Genomic DNA, 21,789 nt, shown 5'->3' on the forward strand with positions numbered 1-21,789 from the left:
TCCCATGACCCCCTATCATGCCGTTATCGGCCTTGCCGGCCACGTGGATCACGGCAAGACCTTGCTTATCAAGGCCCTCACCGGCATCACCACCGCCCGCGCCCACGAGCAGGCCATCGGCATGACCCAGGATCTCGGCTTTGCCCACTTCGACGACGGTCAGGGCAACACCATAGGCGTCATCGACGTGCCCGGCCACGAGCGCTATATCCACAATATGGTGGCGGGGCTCTGGAGTCTGGATCTGGTGCTGCTGGTCATCGCCGCCGACGAGGGGTGGATGCCGATGACCGGCGATCACCTGCGCCTGCTCAAGGCGATGGGGGTGACGCGTCTCTTGGTCTGCATCAACAAGTGCGATCTGGTCTCCCCCGACGAGCTTTTACTGCTTGAAGAGAGCCTGCTGGAGCGGGTGATGGACGAGAGCGGCATGGTGCCCGATATCGTCAGCGTCAGCGCCAAAACCGGCGCCAATATGGCTGCCCTGCACACCGCCATCGTGCGCCAGCTTGCCGAACTGCCAGCCTCACGCGCTGCCCGCGAGCAGGGCGCCCCGCGCCGCTCTTGTGAAGAGGCGCCGCCGCGCCTCTATGTAGACCGGGTCTTTACCGCCAACGGCACCGGCACCGTGCTCACCGGCACCTTGCAACAGGGCAGCCTCAAGGTGGGGGACAAGCTGCGCCTCTACCCTGCAGATCGGGAGGTGCAGGTGCGCTCCCTGCAGGCCTATCACCAGAGCGTCGACGAGATTGGCGCCGTCTGCCGGGTGGCGGTGGGCCTTAAAAAGGTGCCCCACAAGGAGGTGGCCCGCGGCCACTGCCTCACCAGCACTGTCGGCCAGTGCGAGGCGGCAACCCATCTTATCGTGCGGCTCAACGCCGAAAGCCTGAGCGGCAAGGCACTACGCACACAGGAGGTGGAAGTAGCCCTCGGCAGCTGGCATGGCCGAGCCCGTTTTGTTCCCATCAAGGATACCCGGCTGGTACGGCTGATCTTTACCAGCCCCATCCCCTGTTTCTTTGGCCAGCCGCTCGCCATCATTCGCCACGGCAGCAGCGAACTGCTGCACGGCGCCCGCATCGTCTGGTGCGGCGACATCCATCCCGCCAGACGCAAGGCGCTGCACGCCCTGCTGGGCGAGCTGCCAGATGAGCTCGAGCACTACAACCCGGCCACCCTGCAGCTGGGGCTCAATGGCTATGTGCTGGCCAGCCGCTTTGACCAGCAGCCCGAGCAGGTCACCCCCATCGCTGACTGGCTGCTGGATAGCTGCTGGCTGGCCCAGAGCCGCGATCAGTTGCTCGCCACGCTGAAAAGCGAACCGCTCAGTGCCGCCGAGCTGGCGACCCGCTTTGGCATCGCCCTGCCGGTCACTCAGGCCCTGCTCCAGCAGCTCAAGAGCGAGCAGCACATTCGCCTGCACCATGACAAGTGGCAGCCGGGCAGCGGCGAGTCGGAAGATGATCTGGGGGAAGAGGCACAGCTGGTGCTCAAGGTGGTGCGAGATCAAGGCAAGGAGGGTTACGAGCCCGGTAAACTGGGCCCCGGCGGCGTGGAGCTGGATCCCTTTATCACCCGCAAGCTGCCCGCCACCCTGCAGCAGGGCTTGCAACAAAAAGGCGCCCTGCAAAAGCAGCTGCGCAATCTGGCGCGACTCAAGTATCTGGTGCAGCTCGATGGCCCCATCTACTACGACGCCGAGCTTTACAACCAGATGGTTGCCGCCGTGCTGGCGGGCCAGCAGGTGGGAGATCTGATTGACATGGCATCCTTAAAGGAGATCACCGGTTTGTCGCGCAAATACGCCATTCCGTTCTGCCTGCGCATGGAGATGGATGGCTGGGTTCGGCGCGAGGAGAACGAACGCCGGGTGCTGCGTTTACCGCAGACTCAAGATGAGATGGAGCTGGCATGAGCGCCACCATCGCCCCCTCTGGCTCTTCCAATCCGGTTGCCAACCGGCTGCGCCGCGAATTTCATATCGACGGCGTAGTGCAGGGGGTCGGCTTTCGCCCCTTCGTCTATGGGTTGGCACTGCGCCACAGCCTTGCCGGCTATGTACTGAACGACGCCAACGGCGTCACCATCGGCGCCGAAGGATCGCCTGAGCAGCTCACAGCCTTTGCCCGCCAACTGCGGGAACTGGCGCCGCCACTGAGCCGCATCGATCATTTCAGCGAGCGGGAGCTGCCCCTTGCTCATGATCCCGACTTCGATGGCCAATTTCATGGCCAGTTTCGAATTAAAGCCAGCCAGCAGCAGAGCGCGGCCACGGTCGCCATCTCGCCGGATCAGGGGATGTGCGAGGCGTGCGCCACGGATGTGGCCAACCCCAACGATCGCCACCATCACTACCCCTTTACCAACTGCACCCACTGCGGCCCGCGCTACACCATTATCCGCCGCCTCCCCTACGACAGACCCCACACCGCCATGGCGGGCTTTACCATGTGTCCGCGCTGCGCGGCGGCTTATGAAAACCCGCTGGACAGACGCTACCACGCCCAGCCGGTGAGCTGCCCCGAGTGCGGGCCCCACCTCAGCTGGCGAAATGGCCGCGGCGATGCCTTGGCCGAGCGCGAGGATGCGCTGCAAGCGGCAGCTCTCGCCCTGCAAGCGGGGGCGCTGATTGCGGTCAAGGGGATGGGGGGTTATCACCTGTTATGTGATGCCCGTAATGAACAGAGCGTTGCCAGATTGCGTAAGCTCAAGCGGCGCGCGCGCAAGCCGCTGGCGGTGATGATGGGCTCCCTTGCCGAGGCCAAACTGCATGTCACCGGCTGCGAGGCGGAGTGGACGCTGCTCGCCTCTCAGGCCAGACCCATTACCCTGCTGCGCAAGCGCACTAACGATGATCGGCTCTCAGAAACTGGGCAACCAGCCGCGCCGCTGGCCGAAGGGATCGCCCCCTGCATCCCCTACCTTGGGGTCATGCTCCCCTATACCCCGTTGCACCAGTTGCTGCTGGATGCCTGCGCCATGCCGCTGGTGGCAACCAGCGCCAATGGTCGCGGCAGCCCGATCCTCATCGAGTACGACGCTGTGGTCAGTGAACTTGGGAGCGAGATTGACGGCATCCTGGATCACAACCGCCCCATACTGCACCCGTGCGACGACAGTCTGGTGCAGTGGGCAGGCGGACGGCGCCAGACCCTGCGGCTGGCCCGGGGCTATGCCCCCTGCACTCCCAGCCTGAAACAGGCGGTCAATGTGCCGCTGCTGGCGGTCGGGGCGCAGCAGAAGAACCAGCTGGCACTGGCCTTCGGTCGCCAGCGCATCTACAGCCCCTATATCGGCGATCTGCACAGCCTGCCGATGCAGGGCCACTTCGAGCAGACCCTCGCTACCTTTCGCGATCTCTACGATCTCCAGCCCGAACTGCTGGTCTCGGATTGCCACCCCGGCTATCTCAGCCACCAGTGGGCCAAGGGCTATTGCCACGATCAGGGTGCAACCCATCTCGAGGTGCAGCACCATCACGCCCACCTGCTAGGGGTGATGGCCGAACATGACATCACGGGCCCAGTGCTGGGTGTTGCCTTCGATGGCACCGGCCTTGGGAATGACGGCACCCTCTGGGGCGGCGAGCTGCTGATCGCAGATGTGCAAGGATTTGAGCGTATTGCGCACCTCAAACCCTTCAAGCTCATCGGCGGCGAAGCGGCCATCCGCGAGCCGGTACGCCAGCTGCTGGGGCTGCTGTTCGAGACGTATGGCGTGGAGCAGATCCGCGCCCTCGATATTGCGTTGATCAACGCGTTGCCACCTGAGCGGATCAACAACCTGCATCAGCTCTGGCGCCTGGGCCGCAACACCCCCTATACCAGCTCCATCGGCCGTCTGTTCGATGCCGTCGCGGCGCTGCTGGGGGTGATCGACACCCCCGATTACGAAGGCGAAGCCGGGCTCCTGCTGGAGGCAGCCGCCTTGCAGCTGACACCGGATGAATTGCCCTTCCCCCTCGCCTTTGGCCTGAACCAGAGCGCAGAGGGGCCGCTACTTATTGAGTGGGTAGAGCTGCTCAATCTGCTTATCAGCGAGCAAAGCAAAGGCACCTCCACCGCCCGCCTGGCCGCCGGTTTTATCCGTGCTGTCAGCGCTCTGGTCATCGCTCTGGCCGAGCGTTTCCCCGGCTATCCGGTGGCGCTGGGGGGCGGCGTATTTCAAAACCGGGTGCTGATGGACGAGCTTGTGCCCGGCCTCGAAGCCGCCGGCCAGCAGGTATTGATCAGCGAAACCCTGCCGCTCAATGACGGCGGCATCGCCGCCGGTCAGCTCTGGTTTGCCATCCACCATATTACCACGCACCAGCCCGACACAATCGGTGGTGCCATCTTGTCGGAGTCCTGAAATCCATGTGTCTATCCATCCCCTCTCAGGTGGTGCAGCTGCACCCCGAAGATAACTGCGTCACCGTCGATACCCTGGGGGTGCAACGGCGCGTCAGCTGCATGCTGCTCGAAGAGCCTCTCCAGGTGGGCGATTATGTGCTGCTCCATATCGGCTTTGTGATGAGCAAGATTGACGAAGAGGAGGCGCAGGCCAGCCTCGAGAGCTTCCGCCAGATGGTGGCCCTGATGCCCAAGCAGGATATCTTGCCATGCTGACCTTGAATGACCTGTTTCAGGGCTTTCGTCAGCCCGACGTCATCCGCGCCCTCGCCGCCCAGATCACCGAACTGGCCAAATTACTCCCCGAACCGCTGCGGGTGATGGAGGTGTGCGGCGGCCATACCCACACCATCATGAAGTACGGCCTGCACCAGCTGCTGCCCGCCAGTATCGAGTTTGTCCACGGCCCCGGCTGCCCGGTCTGCATCATGCCCAAAGAGCGCATCGATCAGGCCATCAAGCTGGCTCGTCAACCGAATGTCATTCTGGTCACCCTGGGAGATATGGTCAGGGTACCGGGATCCAAAGGCTCGCTAGCCCAGCAGCGCGCCAAGGGGAGTGATATCCGCCCCGTCTATGATCCCCTCGACGCCCTGCGTATCGCCCATGAGAACCCGGAGAAAACCGTGGTCTTCTTCGCCATCGGTTTCGAGACCTCTACCCCGATGACCGCCGCGCTCCTGGCTGCCGCTGAAGAGCAAGGGGTCGAGAATCTTCTATTTCATATCAACCATGTACTGGTCCCCCCCGCCATTCATGCGGTGATGGCCGACGGAGTGGCCAAAGTGAACTCCTTTATCGGCCCCTCTCACGTCAGCGTCATTACCGGTGCCGATATCTACCTGCCCATCGTCGATCGCTATCAGGTGCCGGTGGTGGTGAGCGGCTTCGAGCCGGTGGATGTGATGGAGGCGCTCTTGATGATGGTGCGCCAGAAGGTGGAGGGTCGCTACGCGCTGGAGGTGCAGTACAGCCGCGCCGTCACCGCCAGCGGCAATAAAGCCGCCCAGCGGCTGGTCGAGCACTTTTTCGAGACTCGAGAGCACTTTCGCTGGCGAGGCCTGGGGGATATCAACGACTCCGCCCTGCGCCTGCGGGATGCGTTCGCCGCACGGGATGCGGAGCGTCACTTCCTGCTTGATCAGACCCCCATCGATGACCACAAGGCGTGCCAGTGCGCCGATATCCTGCGCGGCCTGGCCAAACCGAACCAGTGCAAAGTCTTTGGCCGGGGCTGCACCCCGACCCAGCCCATGGGCAGCTGCATGGTCAGCTCCGAGGGGGCCTGCAATGCCTACTACCGATATATGGGGATCCAATGAGAGAAATTCAGTTAAGCCACGGCGGTCGGGTGATGAGGAGAGATGAACCAGCCTGTTTCTGCAATCTTGTGGAGAACCATACCCGATGAGAGAAATCCAACTTAGCCACGGCGGCGGCGGCGTGGAGATGAACCAGCTGATCAACCAGCTCTTCTTTCGCCACTTTGGCAACGAGATCCTGCTGCGCGGTGAAGATGCCGCCCTGTTGCCGGTAGAGGGCCCCGTCGCCTTCACCACCGACAGCTTTACCGTCTCGCCGCTGTTCTTCGAGGGGGGCGATATCGGCAAACTGGCCATCGCTGGCACGGTCAATGATCTGGCCATGATGGGGGCTAGGCCCGAGTATCTGAGCGCCAGCTTTATCATTGAGGAGGGGTTCCCCTACGCGGATCTCGTCCGCATCGTCGAGTCGATGGCAGCTGAACTTGCCAACAGCGGCGCCCACATCGTCTGTGGCGACACCAAGGTGGTGCCCAAGGGGGCAGCCGACAAGATCTTTATCAACACCAGCGGGGTCGGCACCTTTCCGCTGCCCGAACAGAGCCGGGGCATCTCGGTGCGCAACCTCAAGGCCGGTGACGCCATTCTGGTGTCGCGGGATATCGGCAGCCACGGCGCCTGCATCCTGATGGCCCGTGACGCCCTGCAGCTGGGATCTGATCTGAAAAGCGACTGCACCACCCTCTGGCCTCAGGTAGAAGCGCTGCTGCAAGCGGGGATCACCCCTCACGCCCTGCGCGATGCCACCCGCGGTGGACTTGCGGCCGTGCTCAACGAGTGGAGCACGGCATCTGAAGTGGCTATCGAGCTGGAAGAGTCCGCCATTCCGGTGTGCGATCCGGTGCGCGGCCTGTGCGAGCTCTACGGTTTCGAGCCCCATGATCTCGCCAACGAGGGGACCATGGTACTGGCCCTGCCTGCCGAACAGGCCGAGGACGCGCTGGGCATCTTGCGGCAATTCAACCCAGCCGCCAGCCATATCGGCGTGGTGCAGGCGAGCGATCGCCACAAGGTGATCCTCAATAACCCCTGGGGCAGCCGCCGTTATCTGGAGCTGCCGCAAGGGGAACTCCTCCCGCGGATCTGTTAAGGAATCACCATGCATGAAATGTCTCTGGCCATGGCCGCCATCGATCTGGCGGCCGAACAGGCCACCCAGCGGGGCTTTAACAAGGTGACCGCACTCTGGCTCGAGGTCGGCAGCTTCTCCTGCGTCGACCCGGACACCATCGCCTTCTGTTTCGAGGCTGCCGCCAAGGGCACCGCCGTCGAAGGAGCCCAGCTCCACTTTCAGCACCAGGCGGCAGAGGCCTGGTGTTACGACTGCAACAAGACAGTCACCCTCACCGAGCGCGGGCAAGCCTGTCCCGAGTGTGGCGGATACAAATTACGAGTCGCGCAGGGCGATAGCCTGCGCATCACCGACATCGAGGTAAGTTGATATGTGTAGCGTATGCGGATGCGGCCAGGCGCGGATCGCCGTCCATGAAGATGATCATGACCATGCACACCCCCACGATCACGACCATGAACACGATCATGAGCACCATCATGAACATGGCCATAAGCACGATCATCATCATGCCCATGAGCAGAGCGCACCGCGCACCCTGATCATTCACCACCACTATCACCATCAGGGGGATGTCCACCACCACTACCACGGTGTACGGGCACCCGCGGTGGCAGAGGGTCATGATCACCCGCACGAGCACCACCATGATTACCCCCACGACGACCATCATGATCATGCCCACACCCATGACCACGGACATTCCCACGCTCATTCGCATGACCATGACCATGACCATGACCATCAGCAGGGTGATCTGCACTATGGCAAAGGGGAAGCGGGACTGTCGGTTCCCGGTATGGGGCAGCGCCAGCTGATCGCCATCGAGATGGATGTGCTGGCCAAGAACAACGCGCTGGCGGCCCACAACCGCGAGCACTTCGACGAGGCAGCCCAGCTGGTGCTTAACCTGGTGTCGAGCCCGGGTTCAGGCAAGACCACCTTGCTGTGCGAAACCCTGCGCCAGCTGGCCGACAAACGCCCCTGCGCTGTGATCGAAGGGGATCAGCAGACCAGCGCCGATGCAGACCGTATCCGTGCCACCGGCGTGCCTGCCGTGCAGATCAACACCGGCAAGGGGTGCCATCTGGACGCCAAAATGGTTCACGATGCCTGCCACCAGCTGCCCGCCAATGAAGGGGGCATCCTCTTTATCGAGAATGTGGGCAATCTGGTCTGCCCCGCCAGCTTCGATCTCGGCGAGAAGTACAAGGTGGCGATCCTCTCTGTCACCGAAGGGGAAGAGAAACCCCTCAAGTACCCGGACATGTTTGCCGCCGCCCAGCTGATGGTGATCAACAAGATCGATCTGCTGCCCTACGTCAGCTTTGACGTGGCTCGCTGCATCGAGAATGCCAAACGGGTTAACCCCTATATTCAGGTGATCCAGGTGAGCGCCACCACCGGCGAAGGGATGGATGCCTGGCTCAACTGGCTGGCAACAGCCTGAACCTGAACCAGTTAAACGCCGTTACTAACGACGGATAGCAAGAGAGGGAGGCTGATGCCTCCCTCTTTTTTATTGTGCTGACTGCTCCCCTCAGGCCACATTGCAAACCATCGACTCCTGCTCAGCAGGTGCCTCACCAAAACGCAGCACTCGATGGCAGATCTGGCGCAGCAGCGCTTGCTGGTGACTGAAAACCAGCATGCCGAGCCCGCGCAGCTCGCACTCAATCATCAACTCCTGCCAGAGCTGGCGCTGAATTTGCGGATCCAGCTGGGCGGTCACCTCATCGGCGACAAGCAACCGGGTGCGGGGATCGAGGGCGCGCAGCAACGCGATGCGGGCCAGCTCGCCACCGGAGAGCTGACCGGGTTTACGACCGAGCCACGCAGGTTTGACCATAAAACGGGCCAGCATGGCGTCATCGGGGCGCCACACATCCCACAGCGCCTGCCCGGTGGTGCGATAGGGATTGAAGGTCAGTTCCGGATGCTGGGGCACCAGCTGGATGGGGTTATAGCCTTTTACCTGTGCAGGCACAGGCTGCCCATCCAGCCGCATTTCCCCGCTTCCCCGAACCGGTTGCCAGCCCGCCAATACCCGCCCCAGCGTGGTCTTGCCATAACCGCTTGGAGCAGAGATGCCAAGCCGCTCACCCGCTTTCACCGTCAGCGACAACCCCTGCCAGAGGGGACGTTCCCCCTGGGCAAGGGTAAGATCTCGTACTTCAAACATCAGGAAACCTCCGGCACAGAGAAGAGCGCGTTGAACTCCGGCAGCGCCTGCCAGTGGGCGCGGAGCATCTCGCTCCCCAGCCCCTGGCGCAGATGGTGACTGCTCAAGGTATCGCTCACCTGCCCCTGATGCAGCGCAACTATGCGATCGGCAAAGCGGGCCGCCAGCGCCAGATCGTGGGTAACCCAGAGGATGCCGCTGCCCTGATTGGCCAATTCACGCAACTGGCCGAGCAGCAGACAGGCCAGCTCTTCGTCGAGCCAGGCGGTGATCTCGTCTGCCAAAATGTAGCGGGCACAGCCGAGCGCCGCGGTGCAGGCCAGAATACGCTTGGCCATGCCGCCGGAGAGCTGGCGCGGGAATCTGTCCAGGGTGGTCACGGGCAGCTGGTAGCGCAACAGTTGCTCGCCGAGCCGCTCGCGGGAACCGTTTTGGCCGCAGAGACGCGCCGCGCGGCCCAACTGGCGCTCCACCGTCAGCAGCGGATTAAGGGCGCTTACCCCCTGCGGCACATAGCAGAGGGTGTGACCGCGCAAACGGGCCCGGCTGGCGTCGCACAGAGGCGTGCCATCGAGGGAGATGCTGCCGCGCATCCTCAGGTTGTCCGGCAGCAGGGTCAGGGCGCTTTGCAGCAGCAGGCTCTTGCCCTCGCCGCTCCCCCCCACCAGCGCCACTATCTCCCCGGTCGCCAGTTGCAGGCTGATATCGGTCAGCAAAGGCTGCCAGCTGCGCCGTCCCAGCCAGGAGTAGTGGGCCGCCTCTATGGTCACCTGATCAAAACTCAGCATGGTTCACTCCTGTGCCACAACAGCTGTTGCAAGGCGCGGGTAGCCTGATCAAACAGCAACACCAGCAGCAGCAACATCAGCCCCGGGAAGAGGGCCAGCCACCAGCCGCCACCAGCCAGATAACGCAGGGCATCGGCCAGCAGCAGGCCCAGCGAGGCCTCGTGGGCCGCCAGCCCAAAACCGAGAAAGCTCAAAGCCGCACTGTGCAGCACCGCATGGGGAAACATCAGCAGGGTGCCGATAAACCACTGGGGCAACAGCCCCGGCAGCAGATGGGTGCGCCAGCGACGCAGCGCCCCCATCCCCTGACAGCGGGCCAGCACCACATAGTCGCTGCAGGCGATCCGCCGCGCTTCAGCGCAGAGGATCAGCGCCAGCTTAGGCCAGTGGGTCAGCGCCACCGCCAGGATCACCCCGCGCATGCCGCCCCCCACGGTAAAGCAGATCAGGATCAGCAGCAGCATATGGGGCAGCGCCAGCATGGCGTCAATGAGCAGCCGCACCACCACATCGCATCTGGGATGAATAAGCGACACGCTTGCCGCTACCATGGCCAGCAGACCACTGCACAGGGCCGTGCTGATCCCCAGCTCCAGACTGGTGAGGGTGCCCTGAAAGGCCCGCAACCAGAGATCCCGCCCCATCTGATCGGTGCCAAACCAGTGGACCAACGAGGGGGGTTGCTGGCGCGCCAGCAGATCTATCGGCACATCCTGATGAGAGAGGCTCCAGCCGTAGGCGGCCAGCAGTGCCAATCCGATCAGAGCCACGGCCAACCGCAATATTGAGGGGAACGGATTAAACAGCATGCTCACCCTCCCAACCCCGATTGATGCGCGCCAGCAGCAAACTGGCCACTGTGTTGCCAATAAAGACCAGCAGGGTACAAAAGAGGACAATACCCATCAGCAAGGGGATATCTCCCCGCAGCCCCGCATCCACGGTGGCTTGCCCGAGCCCCGGATAAGAGAAAACTTTCTCCGCCAACAGCGACCCGCCAATCAGCTCACCCAGCGAGGCAAACTGCAGGCAGATGGCCGGGGTCAGGGCGTGGCGCAGCACATGAAAACGCAGCATGGGCCAGCCGCCATCCCCCTGGGCGCGGGCGTAGCGGATAAAGTCGCTCTCCAGCACCTCGGCCACCCGCCCCCGGGTATGCAGGGCAATGTTGCCCACCCCGAGCAGCGCCAGTGTGGTCACTGGCAGCAGCAGATGGCGCAATCGCATCAGCCAGTCCGCCTCATCGGCAGAGAGGCCCGGCGTCCAGGCGCAACAAACGGGCAGTAGCGGCCAGTGCACCGCAAACAGGGCGAGCAACAAGAGACCGACCCAGAAGGTGGGCAGGGAGGCGAGCAGGTAGGCAAAACGGCAAATAAGGCGATCGGGCCAGCGGTTGAGATAGCGACCGGCGCACAGTCCCAGCAAAATGCCGAAAAAGCCGGAGAGCAGCCAGGCACCCGCCAGCAGCAGGAAGGAGGCGGCAAAGCGGCTGCCGACCACCTGAGCCACAGGCGCGTTGTAGAGCATGGAGTAACCGAGATCCCCCTGCAGCACCTGGGTAAACCAGTGCCAGTAGCGCAGCCACAACGGCTGATCCAGCCCCCAGCGAGCGGCGATGCGGGCATACTGTTCCGGAGGCACATGGAGCAGATTGTTGCCGATATAGGCCTTGATGGGATCAATGGGGGAGTAGCTCAGCAGCACAAAGGTGGCGACAGAGACCAGACACAAGAGCCCTGCCAGACGCAGCAGGGCTTTTAGCAACAGATAACCGGAATGACTCAAGGTCGAACTTAACGGCACGTCCACCGCCAATCCTGCAGGTTGTTGAGCAAAGACCAGCTACCGTGAATTTCCGGTGCCCCCTTGCCAAGGTCGATGCAGCGGTTGGCCAGATACGTGTGCTGCACATTGAGCAGCCAGGCCCAGGCGGCATCCCCCTGCACCCCGGCACCGGTCTTGCCATCCCACTCAACCTGCTGCCAGAACGGTACGGCCGCCTGCCAGTTCGGGGCATCCAGCGCCTGCTTGAGATGGCCATCCACCACAGGGTTGCTGTAATAGCCCGGGTTATAGAACTCCACACCGCCGGAACCGCTCTGATAGTGGTGATAGAGCTCCATGGGGTCCAGACTCCCCCACCCCATCAGCACCGGGTTGGCGTGCATCTCGCGCTCCACCTGCTCCCAGCTGCCGGATTTGAGGCTCACTTCGAAACCGATGGGTTTGAGCATGGCGCGCACCGCTTCCGCCAGATCCCGGCGGGTACTGTCGCCACTGGTGTACCAGAGGGTAAAGGCGGCGCGCTGGTCACCCTTGTGGCGAATGCCATCGCTGCCCATCTTCCAGCCAGCCTCGTCGAGCAATGTGTTGGCATGGGCGACATCGCCGTCCTTGAAAGCGGTGGCTTTGTTCAGCCAGGGCAAGCCTTCCACCGCGCTGTAAGCGGGGATGGCGTGCCCTTCCAGCAGCTGATCGGCCAACAACTTGCGGTCAATGGCATAGTTGATGGCGCGGCGCACCGCCACATCGGCGGTCACGTCGTTGCCGACGGGATAACCCTTGGCATCCTTGCCGCCCGCAGGGGGGATCGGGAAGACGATGCCACGGTTCTCCACGCTCGGCCGCACCCAGAGCCGCAGCGAATCCGGCACAGTGGGCGCCAGCGACGGGGGAATGCGCACCAGATCGAGCTGGCTGCTCTGGGCGGCGGCATAGGCGCTCTCTTCATCGATAAAGACAAACACCAGCCGTTTGAAATCATTGTTGCCACCGGCGTAATAGGGGTTCGCCTCCACCACCAGTTGCTGACCGGGCAGGAAGCTCACCAGCCGGTAAGGGCCGGCGCCGACAGGCTTTTGAGCGTACGCTTTTGCGTCGTAATCCTTCTTCGACACGATACCGAGCGAGCCCAACACGTTGACGAAGGTGCTCTGGGGGGCACTCAGGGTGATGGCCACCTCGGTAGGCGAGAGCACTTTGGCCGAGACAAAGTTGCCCATGTCGATCTTGCCGCCGCCCTTGGCTGCGCTGTTGTAGGTAAAGGCCACATCCTCGGCGGTCAGGGGCGCGCCATTGGAGAATTTCAGGCCGAGCTTGAGGGTAATGAGCCACCCCTTGCCATCCTGGTTCGGTGTCACCGATTGGGTGAGCACATTCTGCCAGCTGAGGTCCGCGTTTTGCTTGAGCAGCGGGCTGTGCAGCAGCAGGTAGCTGCCGTGACTCCAGCCAAGCAAGGGGTCAAACCCTTCGGTGGGTTCGGCGCCAATGGCGAGTTTGAGTTCGGCAGGCACAGGTTGGGCGGCCAGTACGGAATGAGAGAGTCCGCTTGAGAACAGGGCCAGCAAAGTGGCCGCGACGACAGGCACACCCTTGCGGTGGCCATGGCATTGAATGGTCATAAGATTCCTTGTTCGTTTGTACCACTCACCTCGAAGAAAAACGTCAAACGAAGAAGCGAGTGAGGGGCCAAAACGGGCCCCTATTCTAAACTTGATTTCGCGTGAAACCTAGCGGCTATGCCGGTTGGCCACGACGAGCACCAAACAGCCGTCTGCGCCCCAGATCTACGCCGCCAGCCCCTTGCTGCAACGGCAAGGAGTGCAGCATTTTGAGGGTGCTGCTCACCAGCAAGCGCCCCTCCTCGGCCCCGAGATGGGGATCGAGCGGCGACATCAGAGAGCAGGCCAGCAGCTGTCCCGTCTCGGGCAATTCACCCACCATAAAGGTCATGTTGCCGCAGGGGAGCTGCAGAGCGAGCCGATCGCTGCTGCTGCGCACCGGCCACCGTTGATCCGGCCCCGGCAGCACCACCAGGCTCAGCATCCAGGGGGTGAGCACGCAGCCGAGCCACTGCTCTTCAAACAACACGCACTCGGCCACTATGGGCATGGTGGCGTGATAGAAGGGCAGTCCTTGCATCTCTTCCAGGGCGATCCGTTCGTACTGGGCCACCAGCAGCGGCGCAGGATTGCTGGCAAAACCGATGAACTCCTGCACGCATTCCTGTACGGCGTCAGCCTCGCTCAAATGGGACTGCGCCATAGGCCCTCCTGCTCTTGTTTTGCCTTTTCCTGTTCGGAAAGCGGCATTGCGGGGGCGCCAACGCTGGCCAGCAGGGTCAAAATCCGATCCTTCGCCTCCCCCATCGCGGCCGCCACTAGCGGGGTGAGGCCGATGCGGGGTTCGAGAGATTCAGGCTCTATGCCGATCAGAGTGAGCCGCTTTGGCGACTCCCCCGTCATGTGCAGCGCCGAGAGCACGTCCGCCAGCCCCAGCTGGTGCGGCGAGATCTTGCGGCCAAACAGGGTCGGGACCTCCTCATCCTTCAGGGTCACCACTGTGCCCGGCGGATTACCGCTGCGCACCGCATCCGCCAGAATGATGTGATCGCGACTGGCCATGGCTTCCAGCAGCTCCATGCCGGCGGTACCGCCGTCGAGCAGCTCGATGCCGGGGGCGAAACGGTATTCGCGCCCCAGCGCCTCGACGAGGCGCACACCCACCGCCTCATCACTCAGCAAGAGGTTGCCCACTCCCAGGATCAGGGTGTTCATCACAGCACCTTCACCTGGGTCACTTCGCCATTCTGGGTATCCACCACGTGCACCGCGCAGGACATGCAGGGGTCGAACGAGTGGATGGTGCGCACCACCTCCAGCGGTTTGGCCGGATCCGCCACCGGCGTGCCCACCAGCGCCTGCTCGTAAGGGCCGGGCTCGTCATTGAAGTTGCGCGGGCCCGAGTTCCAGGTCGATGGCACCACCGCCTGATAGTTGGCGATCTTGCCCTCCTTGATGACGATCCAGTGGGAGAGCATGCCGCGCGGGGCCTCTTCAAAACCCACCCCGCGAAACTCCTTGTCCGCCGGGATCTCGGCCTTGATGTAGGCGGTGAAATCCCCCTTGCCGATGTTGTCCACCAGCGCCTTCCACTGGTGCGCCAGGGTGTCTTTCAGCACGCAGCAGCGCACCGCGCGGCCGATAATGCGCCCCATGGTGGAGTGCAGCTGTTCGGTCTTGATGGCAGAGCCGGTGAGTGCCTTGTAGATGCCGTTCAGCTGATCGAAGTGCGCCACCGTCTCCGGGTGCTTGGCAGCCAGTTTCACCAAGAGGTCTGCGAGCGGCCCCACCTCCACCACCTTGCCGTAGAAGGTAGGGGATTTGACCCAGGAGTATTTGCCATCATCCTGCCAGCCGGTGTAGTTGGGTTCGGTCTTGCCCTCCCAGGGCTTGAGAGGCTCATCATCCTTGTACCAGGCGTGCTTGTTGCTCTCGGCAATGCCGTCCATCAGCCAGCCATCCTGATGGCTCTCTATGGGGCGATAACCCGCAAGATTGCCATTCTCGATGTAGCCACCCGGCATCAGGAAGCTGCCACCGTCGGCGTCGGTGGGGAGTTCGGGCACGCTCAGATAGTGCTTGGCCCCCTGCCCCAGCGCCAGCCACTCGGGGTAGTGCGCGGCTATGATGGCTGCATCCACCTTGTAGACCTGCTCGATGAACTCGCCGAGCCGGTCAATAAAGCTCTTCACATAGAGCAGCCGTTCCAGGTTGAGCACGCTTGGCGCATCCAGGTTGATGGGGTTGGCCACCCCGCCCACCGCCAGGTTCTGGATGTGGGGCGTCTTGCCACCCAGGATGGCGACGATGCGGTTGGCATCGCGCTGGCACTCCAGCGCCTGCAGGTAGTGAGCCACGGCGATGAGGTTCACCTCCGGGCTCAGCTTCATCTCCTTGTGACCCCAGTAACCGTTGGCAAAGATGCCGAGCTGGCCGCTCGCCACCAGGGCGCGGGTCTTGTCCTGCACCTTGGTCAGCTCTTCGGCGCTGTTGAGGGACCAAGTCGACACCCCTTTGAGGATGTCCGCCGCCTTTTGCGGGTTAGCCTTAAGCGCCGCCGTGATGTCCACCCAGTCCAGCGCGGAGAGCTGGTAGAAGTGGACGATGTGATCGTGGATGTTGTGGGCCGCGATGATGAGGTTGCGGATGAACTGGGCATTGACCGGCACCTTGGCACCGATGGCGTTCTCCACCGCCCGCACCGAGGCGATGGCATGGATGGAGGTGCATACCCCGCAGATCCGCTGCACTATCATCCAGGCATCGCGCGGGTCTTGCCCTTTGACAATCTCCTCCATACCGCGCCACATGGTGCCGGACGACCAGGCCTTGGTGACTATGCCGCCTTCGATCTCGCAGTCGATACGCAGGTGCCCCTCAATGCGGGTGATGGGGTCTATGGTGATACGTTGGCTCATACGTTGGCTTTCCCTCGGGCCTGATAATCTTGGTGAACACGTTCAAGTGATGGCAGTACCGGCAAGAGCCGGATCAACAGCAAATAGGCACACACCTCAATGGCGACGAAACCCAGGGAGATCAGTACCTCCTCCGCGGAGGGGAAGTAGTGGTAGCCATTGCCGGGATTGAAGGCGAGCAGGGAGTAATCCAGTCGCCAGAGGGCCGCGCCCAGCAGCATGCTGAGGGCCCCCAGGAACAACATGCGGGAATCCCGGCGGCTCTTGTCCCAGTGGAACACCAGCAGCGGGAAGATCATCAGCGCAATCTCGCTCCAGAACATGATAGAGAAGCGATTGAACTCGGAGAGATAGGCCGACTTGTCATTGATGACGATCTCGGCAAAGCGCAGCGCCACAAACAGGATCAGGAAGATATCGATCACCTGGGTCAGCTTGTAGAACAGCGACTTCTCGTTGGGACCCCGCCCCGCCAGCCCCGCCTGCACCAGGGATCCCTCGAACACCACGATGGAGAAGCCCATGATGAAGGCGGTCAGCAAGGAGAAAACCGGCAGCAGCTCATAGCTTTGCCAGAGCGGATGTATCTTCTCCCCCGCCACTATCATCAGGGAGCCCATGGAGGACTGGTGCATGGTGGGCAGCAGGGCACCCAGCGCCAGCACGAAGAACATGATCTTGTTGAGGCGAATGAGTGACGCCTTCCAGCCAAACTTTTCCAGCAGCACGGGCGCGAACTCCAGCGCCATCACCCCGATATAGATGGTCATGCAGACCGCCGTCTCGAACAGCACAGAGGAGGTGTTAAAGTGGCCGGGCAGGTAGAAGTACGGCAGGTTCCAGTAACGCCCCACGTCTATGGTGATGGAGAGGCCCCCCAGCGAATAGCCGAACAGACTGGCCAAGAGCGCCGGTCGCACCAGGGGGTGATACTCGCCCCGGTTGAACACGTAAACCGCCCAGGCCAATGCCCAGCCGCCGCAGGCGAAACCGGTACCGATCAGCAGGTCAAAGGAGATCCACAACCCCCAGGGATAACCCCCGTTGAGATCGGTGACCGAGCCCAGCCCGAAGAAGAGACGTTTGAGGATCAGCATGCCGCACAGCACGGCAAAGGGGGCCAGCACCAGCACAGGCCAGCTGACCAGCTTGCCGCCAAGGGGATACGCCTTGTGATTACTCATGATCCTTGCCTCCCTTTTCATGGCCCTGCTTGCCCGAGCCCAGATCATGGCCATCGCCTTGATGGTGATCGTGACCGTTCTGCTTGCTGTTGCGACGAATGAGCACGGAGAGACCGGTCAGCACCACCATGGGCAGCACCATCCCCTTGTAGAGGGTGTGCTGGATATGCTCGGAACGAGCACCGGAGGAGAGCTCCGGCAGGTCGGGCATGTCGAGCTTGGTATAGGGCACCCCGGCCAGCACCAGTACCTGGGTACCGCCTCCCTCCTTCTCGCCATAGACGTAAGGCTGGTAGCTCGGCACTTCATGCAGATAAGGGTCGTTGGCGGTAAGGGTCTGGCGCGGATAGGCGTATTCGCTGCCGGGGCTCGCCAGCAGGCGGCGCTTGGCCTCGGCCATCAGATCCTCGCGGGTGCCAAAAATCACGGCGCCGGTCGGGCACACCTCGACACAACCGGGCAGCTTGCCCTGAGTGATCCGCTCAAGCCCTTTCTGGTTGCAGAGTTCGCACTTGTGGATGGCCCCGAGGGGGTTGTCGTAGTCATATTTGGGCACATCGAACGGGCAGCCCACCATGCAATAGCGGCAACCGGTACAGACACTCGGGTCGTAGTGGACTATGCCGGTCTTGGGATCTTTTGTAAGAGCCTGCACCGGACAGACCGAGACGCAGTTGGGATCGACGCAGTGCATGCACTGCTTCTTGATGTAGGCATAGCCATCCACCAGCTGATCCTTATGCTCACCCGTGCCGCTCTTCCACACCTGAATGATGTTGTTGGTGTAGGGCGTCAGCTTGTCGTTGGTGGACCAGGTCTGTGCTCCCTCCGGATTGGACGGGTTGCCATTCAAACGCTGGCACTCCGCCACGCAGGCCTGACAGCCGACGCAGAGGGTGGAGTCGTAGAGCATGCCGAGCGACCCGGGAATGGGCGGCTTGTTCTTGGCCGCCGCCAGCGCAGTGCCAGGCACGCTTGCCCCTGCCGCCAGTGCACTGGCAGAGGCGAATTTGAGAAAATTGCGTCTGTTCACGGTTACTCCTCCCGTGATGGGTGCTGCCCCGCTTCGTGGCGCTTCTGCTGGCGGCCGAGTTCACGCACCGTCATCAGACTTACCCCCACCAGCACCCCGAGTGCTCCCCCGATGAGACCCGTGGCTGTGGGCGAGGTATAGCCCCCCTCCTGGATCTTCACATCGGGTTTATCCACCCGCGGGGTCGGGTTCTCGACCTTGGCCAGCTGGAAGATCCCCTTGCTGAAACCCACCCCCTGCTCGTTACAGCCATAACAGGGGTGACCGATGCCGACCGGCCAGATGCCGCCGCCCACATCGCAAAACTCCAGGGTCGAGCAGTTGCCGTAGGTCTCCGGCCCCTTGCAGCCCAGATGGTAGAGACACCAGCCTTGACGGTGGCCCTCATCACCAAACTCCTTGGCAAAACGGCCCGCGTCGAAGTGCGGACGACGCTCGCAGTTCTCGTGGATCAGCCGCTCATAGGCAAACAGCGGACGCTTCTTGCTATCCAGCGCCGGCAGCTTGCCATAGGTGATGTAGTAAGCGACCGTGGTGAGGAAGTTGTGGGGATTGGGCGGGCAACCCGGGATATTGATGATGGGAGTACCGATATTGCCCAGCGCCTCTTCCAGACTGACGGCACCGGTCGGGTTGCCGCCGCTGGCAGGCACGCCGCCCCAGGCGGAGCAGGAGCCGATGGCGATGACGGCGGCAGCATCCTCCGCGGCGCGTCGAATATGGTCGACGATGGGCTCACCTGCCACCATGCAGTAGACGCCGCCATCTTTGAGAGGAATAGAGCCATCCACCACCAGCACGTACTTGCCTTTATAACGCTTGATGGCGTTGTGCTTGTTTTCTTCCGCCTGATGACCAAAGGCCGCCGAGAGCACCTCGTGATACTCCAGCGAAATGGTATTGAGGATCAGATTTTCGATGGTGGGGTGGGTGGCGCGCAGCAGCGACTCGGTACAGCCGGTACACTCCTGCGCCCCTATCCAGATCACCGGCGGCCGTTCGGGGCTGGTGAGCGCAGTAGCCATCTTGGCCACAGCATTCTGGCTTAGACCCAGGGTTGCGGCCATCCCGGCGCACAATTTCATAAAGTCACGGCGATTAATTCCATGAGCCGATAAAAAATTATCCTCGACCATTCTTCTTATTCCCGTTAATGAGCACTTGTTTGGTAAATGCTTAATGACGGAAATGCTAAGGACTCCCCTCTCCTCACGTGTTGATCTTTATCAAGCCACAGGGCATTACCAAAATATAAAACCCATCACCATTAATCAAAAAAACCATATGTAGCAAACTCTTAACTATTCCAGCATCGGCACGCACAAATACCCATAAGGGGGTAATTAATGCTGTAATTTAATTAACAACATTAAAATTACGCATTAATTCTCGATGCTAAATATTCAGAGCGGATATCTGATCACACAAATTGTCCCATGCAGGTGTTACTGACACTGAGTAATCCCGGTGAAAATAAACACCGCTACCAGATACACCTTTATTTAATGTAAATGAAATATTACCGAAGCGAACGGAGGTACCAATAAGACGCGCTATCATATGGCCAGGTATTTAATCGACAGACATGAGAAGCTGACACGAAGAGCCTCAAAAGGGTCATCCACTTGCTGCGCAGGCTCCTCCAATGGCGACACCGTATCATAAGCACGCCAACAAATAACTCATACGAGAGCCTTCATCATTGCCTCGGAGGCCCTGCTTGTACCTATTGCCCAGTTCCAAATACCAGCGACATATCATCGCTCATCAACACGGGGTTTCTCATATCAGGCATACAGAGATAATGGAAAAGAGAGGGAAACCACTGTGGATTTTTCTCTTGTCGCTATGTCCCCTTGCGATCCTCCGGGAGCAATTCGTTTCCTGGCTGCAGACAGAAATAATTCCCCGACAAGGAAACGCGATAGAAATCACCAGCCAAAAAACATTGGCAGATGAAAATGCCATGATTTTGTCAAAAAACGATTATTCATCATACACTATTTACCATTACAAGTACGACTGGTAACATAATTACCACATAAGCAGGTGTATGTGCTAACAGTGTAGTGACCATGCCCCCTACAAAGTCGCTACCTGTATTGAAGCCGTTCACCATGGGGGGCTCAGACAAACTGGCCGATATTTTATATCCATATACCAGTGAGGGTTTATTTTTAAAATAGGTATTGGCTCGTCAGCACATGGCTGAATATAAAGATAATGCCTATGCCAATTAGATATTAAAATGACATTGTAAATCTTTAATCGCACAAGGAGTGCGATGACTGAATGACGTTTGCCAAACACGCCATGCTTATTGTGCTGCCGGCAATATCCATCTTCATTTTCATGGAAGAAATAACCCATCATGAATACTGTTACTGCCAGCATCGATGTGGATGCACTGCACCATAATTTTGCCGTTGTGCGGCGCCATGCTCCCCACAGCAAGATCATCGCCGTGCTCAAAGCCAACGCATATGGACATGGTCTGTTGCAAGTCGCCAATACCCTGTCTCAGGCGGATGCCTATGGGGTGGCGCGGATCGAAGAGGCGCTGGTTCTGCGGGCAAACGCCATCACCAAGCCCATTCTGGTGCTGGGTGGATTCTTCTCGGCAAAGGCACTCCTCCTGCTGGCAGCTCACGGCTTACAGACCACCATTCATACCTGGGATCAGCTGGCACTGCTTGAGCAGGCCGACCTGCCGACACCGATCACCGTCTGGCTCAAGCTTGATACGGGAATGAACCGGTTGGGGCTCAGGGCGCAGGATATTCCCGCCTTTGTCGAGCGGCTGGCCAACTGCAAGAACGTGGTGCAGCCCTTTCATCTCATGACCCATTTCAGCCAGTCCGACGAGCAGGACAGCCAAGCCACCCCGCAGCAGATCGAGGAGTTCAATGCACTCACAGCCCGGATGCAGGGCGAGAGAGCCATGGCCAACTCGGCGGGGATCCTGGCCTGGCCAGACTCTCGCAGCGACTGGATAAGGCCGGGTATCATGCTCTATGGCGCCTCCCCCTTTGGCGGACAGCTGGCATCCGATCATGATTTGCGTCCCGTCATGACCCTCAGGAGCCAGCTCATCGCCATCAGACCGTGCGAGCAAGGGGAGTCGGTAGGATATGGCGGCCATTGGGTGGCCCATCATGACACCACTCTGGGCGTGGTTGCGGTCGGCTATGGGGATGGATATCCACGCATGGCACCTCAGGGAACCCCTGTGCTCATCAATGGTCGGCAGGTCCCCATAGTGGGGCGAGTGTCCATGGACATGATCACGGTCGATCTTGGGCCCGGTGCCGGTGACAAGACGGGGGATGAGGTGATCCTGTGGGGGGATGGCCTGCCGGTGGAGCAGGTGGCAGAAAAGATAGGAACCATCCCCTATGAGCTCCTGACCCGACTCACTTCCCGGGTCTTTATCAAGCTCACCCATCAATGCGATCGGGCATTGTCGCTGTCAGGGGCTTGAGCCCTCTTCCTATGTGACCAGCACTCGCCTCGTCCTGCGGTTGCATCAGTTCAGCCCGCCGCCGAGACAGGCCTGCA

20 protein-coding genes are annotated in these 21,789 nt (G+C 61.0%); 8 read left to right on the forward strand and 12 right to left on the reverse strand.

What is annotated here, in order from left to right:
• The first annotated feature begins 4 nt into the window (after nucleotides 1-4).
• The 6 genes from AACX78_RS14085 (at nucleotide 5) to hypA (ending at nucleotide 7,154) form a co-directional block, all read left to right on the forward strand.
• Nucleotides 5-1,915, forward strand: a complete 1,911-nt coding sequence (locus AACX78_RS14085; RefSeq protein WP_159166589.1) for a SelB domain-containing protein — start codon at nucleotides 5-7, stop codon at nucleotides 1,913-1,915.
• On the forward strand, nucleotides 1,912-4,350 hold the full coding sequence (gene hypF / locus AACX78_RS14090) for a carbamoyltransferase HypF (RefSeq protein ID WP_159166590.1): 2,439 nt from the start codon (nucleotides 1,912-1,914) through the stop codon (nucleotides 4,348-4,350). The genes AACX78_RS14085 and hypF overlap by 4 nt, the downstream gene beginning before the upstream one ends.
• A gap of 5 nt (nucleotides 4,351-4,355) precedes the next feature.
• Entirely contained in the window at nucleotides 4,356-4,607 is a 252-nt protein-coding gene (locus AACX78_RS14095) for a HypC/HybG/HupF family hydrogenase formation chaperone (protein WP_040065728.1), read from the forward strand.
• Nucleotides 4,601-5,713, forward strand: a complete 1,113-nt coding sequence (gene hypD / locus AACX78_RS14100; RefSeq protein WP_159166591.1) for a hydrogenase formation protein HypD — start codon at nucleotides 4,601-4,603, stop codon at nucleotides 5,711-5,713. The genes AACX78_RS14095 and hypD overlap by 7 nt, the downstream gene beginning before the upstream one ends.
• An 85-nt stretch (nucleotides 5,714-5,798) precedes the next feature.
• The gene (gene hypE / locus AACX78_RS14105; RefSeq protein ID WP_159166592.1) at nucleotides 5,799-6,803 is read left to right on the forward strand and encodes a hydrogenase expression/formation protein HypE; all 1,005 of its coding nucleotides are present in this window, start codon (nucleotides 5,799-5,801) and stop codon (nucleotides 6,801-6,803) included.
• Nucleotides 6,804-6,812: 9 nt separating this feature from the next.
• Entirely contained in the window at nucleotides 6,813-7,154 is a 342-nt protein-coding gene (gene hypA, locus AACX78_RS14110) for a hydrogenase maturation nickel metallochaperone HypA (protein ID WP_021140355.1), read from the forward strand.
• Here hypA and AACX78_RS14115 read toward each other — a convergent pair.
• A complete protein-coding gene (locus AACX78_RS14115) occupies nucleotides 7,132-7,512 on the reverse strand; it encodes a hypothetical protein (RefSeq protein WP_236556336.1) in 381 nt (126 codons plus the stop codon). The genes hypA and AACX78_RS14115 overlap by 23 nt on opposite strands.
• Here AACX78_RS14115 and hypB point away from each other — a divergent pair.
• Entirely contained in the window at nucleotides 7,396-8,235 is an 840-nt protein-coding gene (gene hypB / locus AACX78_RS14120; protein WP_201302953.1) for a hydrogenase nickel incorporation protein HypB, read from the forward strand. The two genes, AACX78_RS14115 and hypB, sit on opposite strands and share 117 nt — an antisense overlap.
• 90 nt (nucleotides 8,236-8,325) lie before the next feature.
• Here the strand turns inward: hypB and AACX78_RS14125 are convergent, their stop codons facing one another.
• The 11 genes from AACX78_RS14125 to hybO all read right to left on the reverse strand — a co-directional run bounded on the left by AACX78_RS14125 (nucleotide 8,326) and on the right by hybO (nucleotide 19,367).
• The gene (locus AACX78_RS14125; protein ID WP_159166594.1) at nucleotides 8,326-8,967 is read right to left on the reverse strand and encodes an ATP-binding cassette domain-containing protein; all 642 of its coding nucleotides are present in this window, start codon (nucleotides 8,965-8,967) and stop codon (nucleotides 8,326-8,328) included.
• Nucleotides 8,967-9,755 carry an ATP-binding cassette domain-containing protein gene (locus AACX78_RS14130; protein WP_159166595.1) on the reverse strand — a complete coding sequence of 263 codons (789 nt, stop codon included), beginning with the start codon at nucleotides 9,753-9,755 and terminating at the stop codon, nucleotides 8,967-8,969. Before AACX78_RS14130 ends, AACX78_RS14125 begins: the two co-directional genes overlap by 1 nt.
• Nucleotides 9,749-10,564 (reverse strand): ABC transporter permease, encoded by an 816-nt coding sequence (locus AACX78_RS14135; RefSeq protein ID WP_159166596.1) that lies wholly within the window; start codon nucleotides 10,562-10,564, stop codon nucleotides 9,749-9,751. The genes AACX78_RS14130 and AACX78_RS14135 overlap by 7 nt, the downstream gene beginning before the upstream one ends.
• Nucleotides 10,554-11,564 carry an ABC transporter permease gene (locus AACX78_RS14140; protein WP_159166597.1) on the reverse strand — a complete coding sequence of 337 codons (1,011 nt, stop codon included), beginning with the start codon at nucleotides 11,562-11,564 and terminating at the stop codon, nucleotides 10,554-10,556. Before AACX78_RS14140 ends, AACX78_RS14135 begins: the two co-directional genes overlap by 11 nt.
• Nucleotides 11,549-13,156 (reverse strand): ABC transporter substrate-binding protein, encoded by a 1,608-nt coding sequence (locus AACX78_RS14145; RefSeq protein ID WP_159166598.1) that lies wholly within the window; start codon nucleotides 13,154-13,156, stop codon nucleotides 11,549-11,551. Before AACX78_RS14145 ends, AACX78_RS14140 begins: the two co-directional genes overlap by 16 nt.
• Nucleotides 13,157-13,271: 115 nt before the next feature.
• Entirely contained in the window at nucleotides 13,272-13,799 is a 528-nt protein-coding gene (hybE, locus tag AACX78_RS14150; protein WP_159166599.1) for a hydrogenase-2 assembly chaperone, read from the reverse strand.
• Complete coding sequence (locus AACX78_RS14155; protein WP_159166600.1) at nucleotides 13,781-14,311, reverse strand: HyaD/HybD family hydrogenase maturation endopeptidase; 531 nt, start codon at nucleotides 14,309-14,311, stop codon at nucleotides 13,781-13,783. The genes hybE and AACX78_RS14155 overlap by 19 nt, the downstream gene beginning before the upstream one ends.
• Nucleotides 14,311-16,014 (reverse strand): hydrogenase 2 large subunit, encoded by a 1,704-nt coding sequence (gene hybC, locus AACX78_RS14160; protein ID WP_159166601.1) that lies wholly within the window; start codon nucleotides 16,012-16,014, stop codon nucleotides 14,311-14,313. The genes AACX78_RS14155 and hybC overlap by 1 nt, the downstream gene beginning before the upstream one ends.
• Nucleotides 16,011-17,198 carry a Ni/Fe-hydrogenase cytochrome b subunit gene (gene hybB, locus AACX78_RS14165; RefSeq protein ID WP_113721238.1) on the reverse strand — a complete coding sequence of 396 codons (1,188 nt, stop codon included), beginning with the start codon at nucleotides 17,196-17,198 and terminating at the stop codon, nucleotides 16,011-16,013. Before hybB ends, hybC begins: the two co-directional genes overlap by 4 nt.
• Nucleotides 17,191-18,231: a hydrogenase 2 operon protein HybA gene (hybA, locus tag AACX78_RS14170; protein WP_159166602.1), complete on the reverse strand. Its 1,041-nt coding sequence runs from the start codon at nucleotides 18,229-18,231 to the stop codon at nucleotides 17,191-17,193. Before hybA ends, hybB begins: the two co-directional genes overlap by 8 nt.
• A 2-nt stretch (nucleotides 18,232-18,233) precedes the next feature.
• On the reverse strand, nucleotides 18,234-19,367 hold the full coding sequence (gene hybO / locus AACX78_RS14175) for a hydrogenase 2 small subunit (protein WP_159166603.1): 1,134 nt from the start codon (nucleotides 19,365-19,367) through the stop codon (nucleotides 18,234-18,236).
• Between the two features lie 1,235 nt (nucleotides 19,368-20,602).
• Between hybO and alr the strand changes: the two genes are divergently transcribed.
• Nucleotides 20,603-21,712: an alanine racemase gene (gene alr / locus AACX78_RS14180; RefSeq protein WP_159166604.1), complete on the forward strand. Its 1,110-nt coding sequence runs from the start codon at nucleotides 20,603-20,605 to the stop codon at nucleotides 21,710-21,712.
• Nucleotides 21,713-21,789 lie beyond the last annotated feature (77 nt).

Source organism: Aeromonas sp. 9A, from assembly GCF_963900955.1.
In the GTDB taxonomy this organism is placed as follows: Bacteria; Pseudomonadota; Gammaproteobacteria; order Enterobacterales; family Aeromonadaceae; genus Aeromonas; species Aeromonas salmonicida.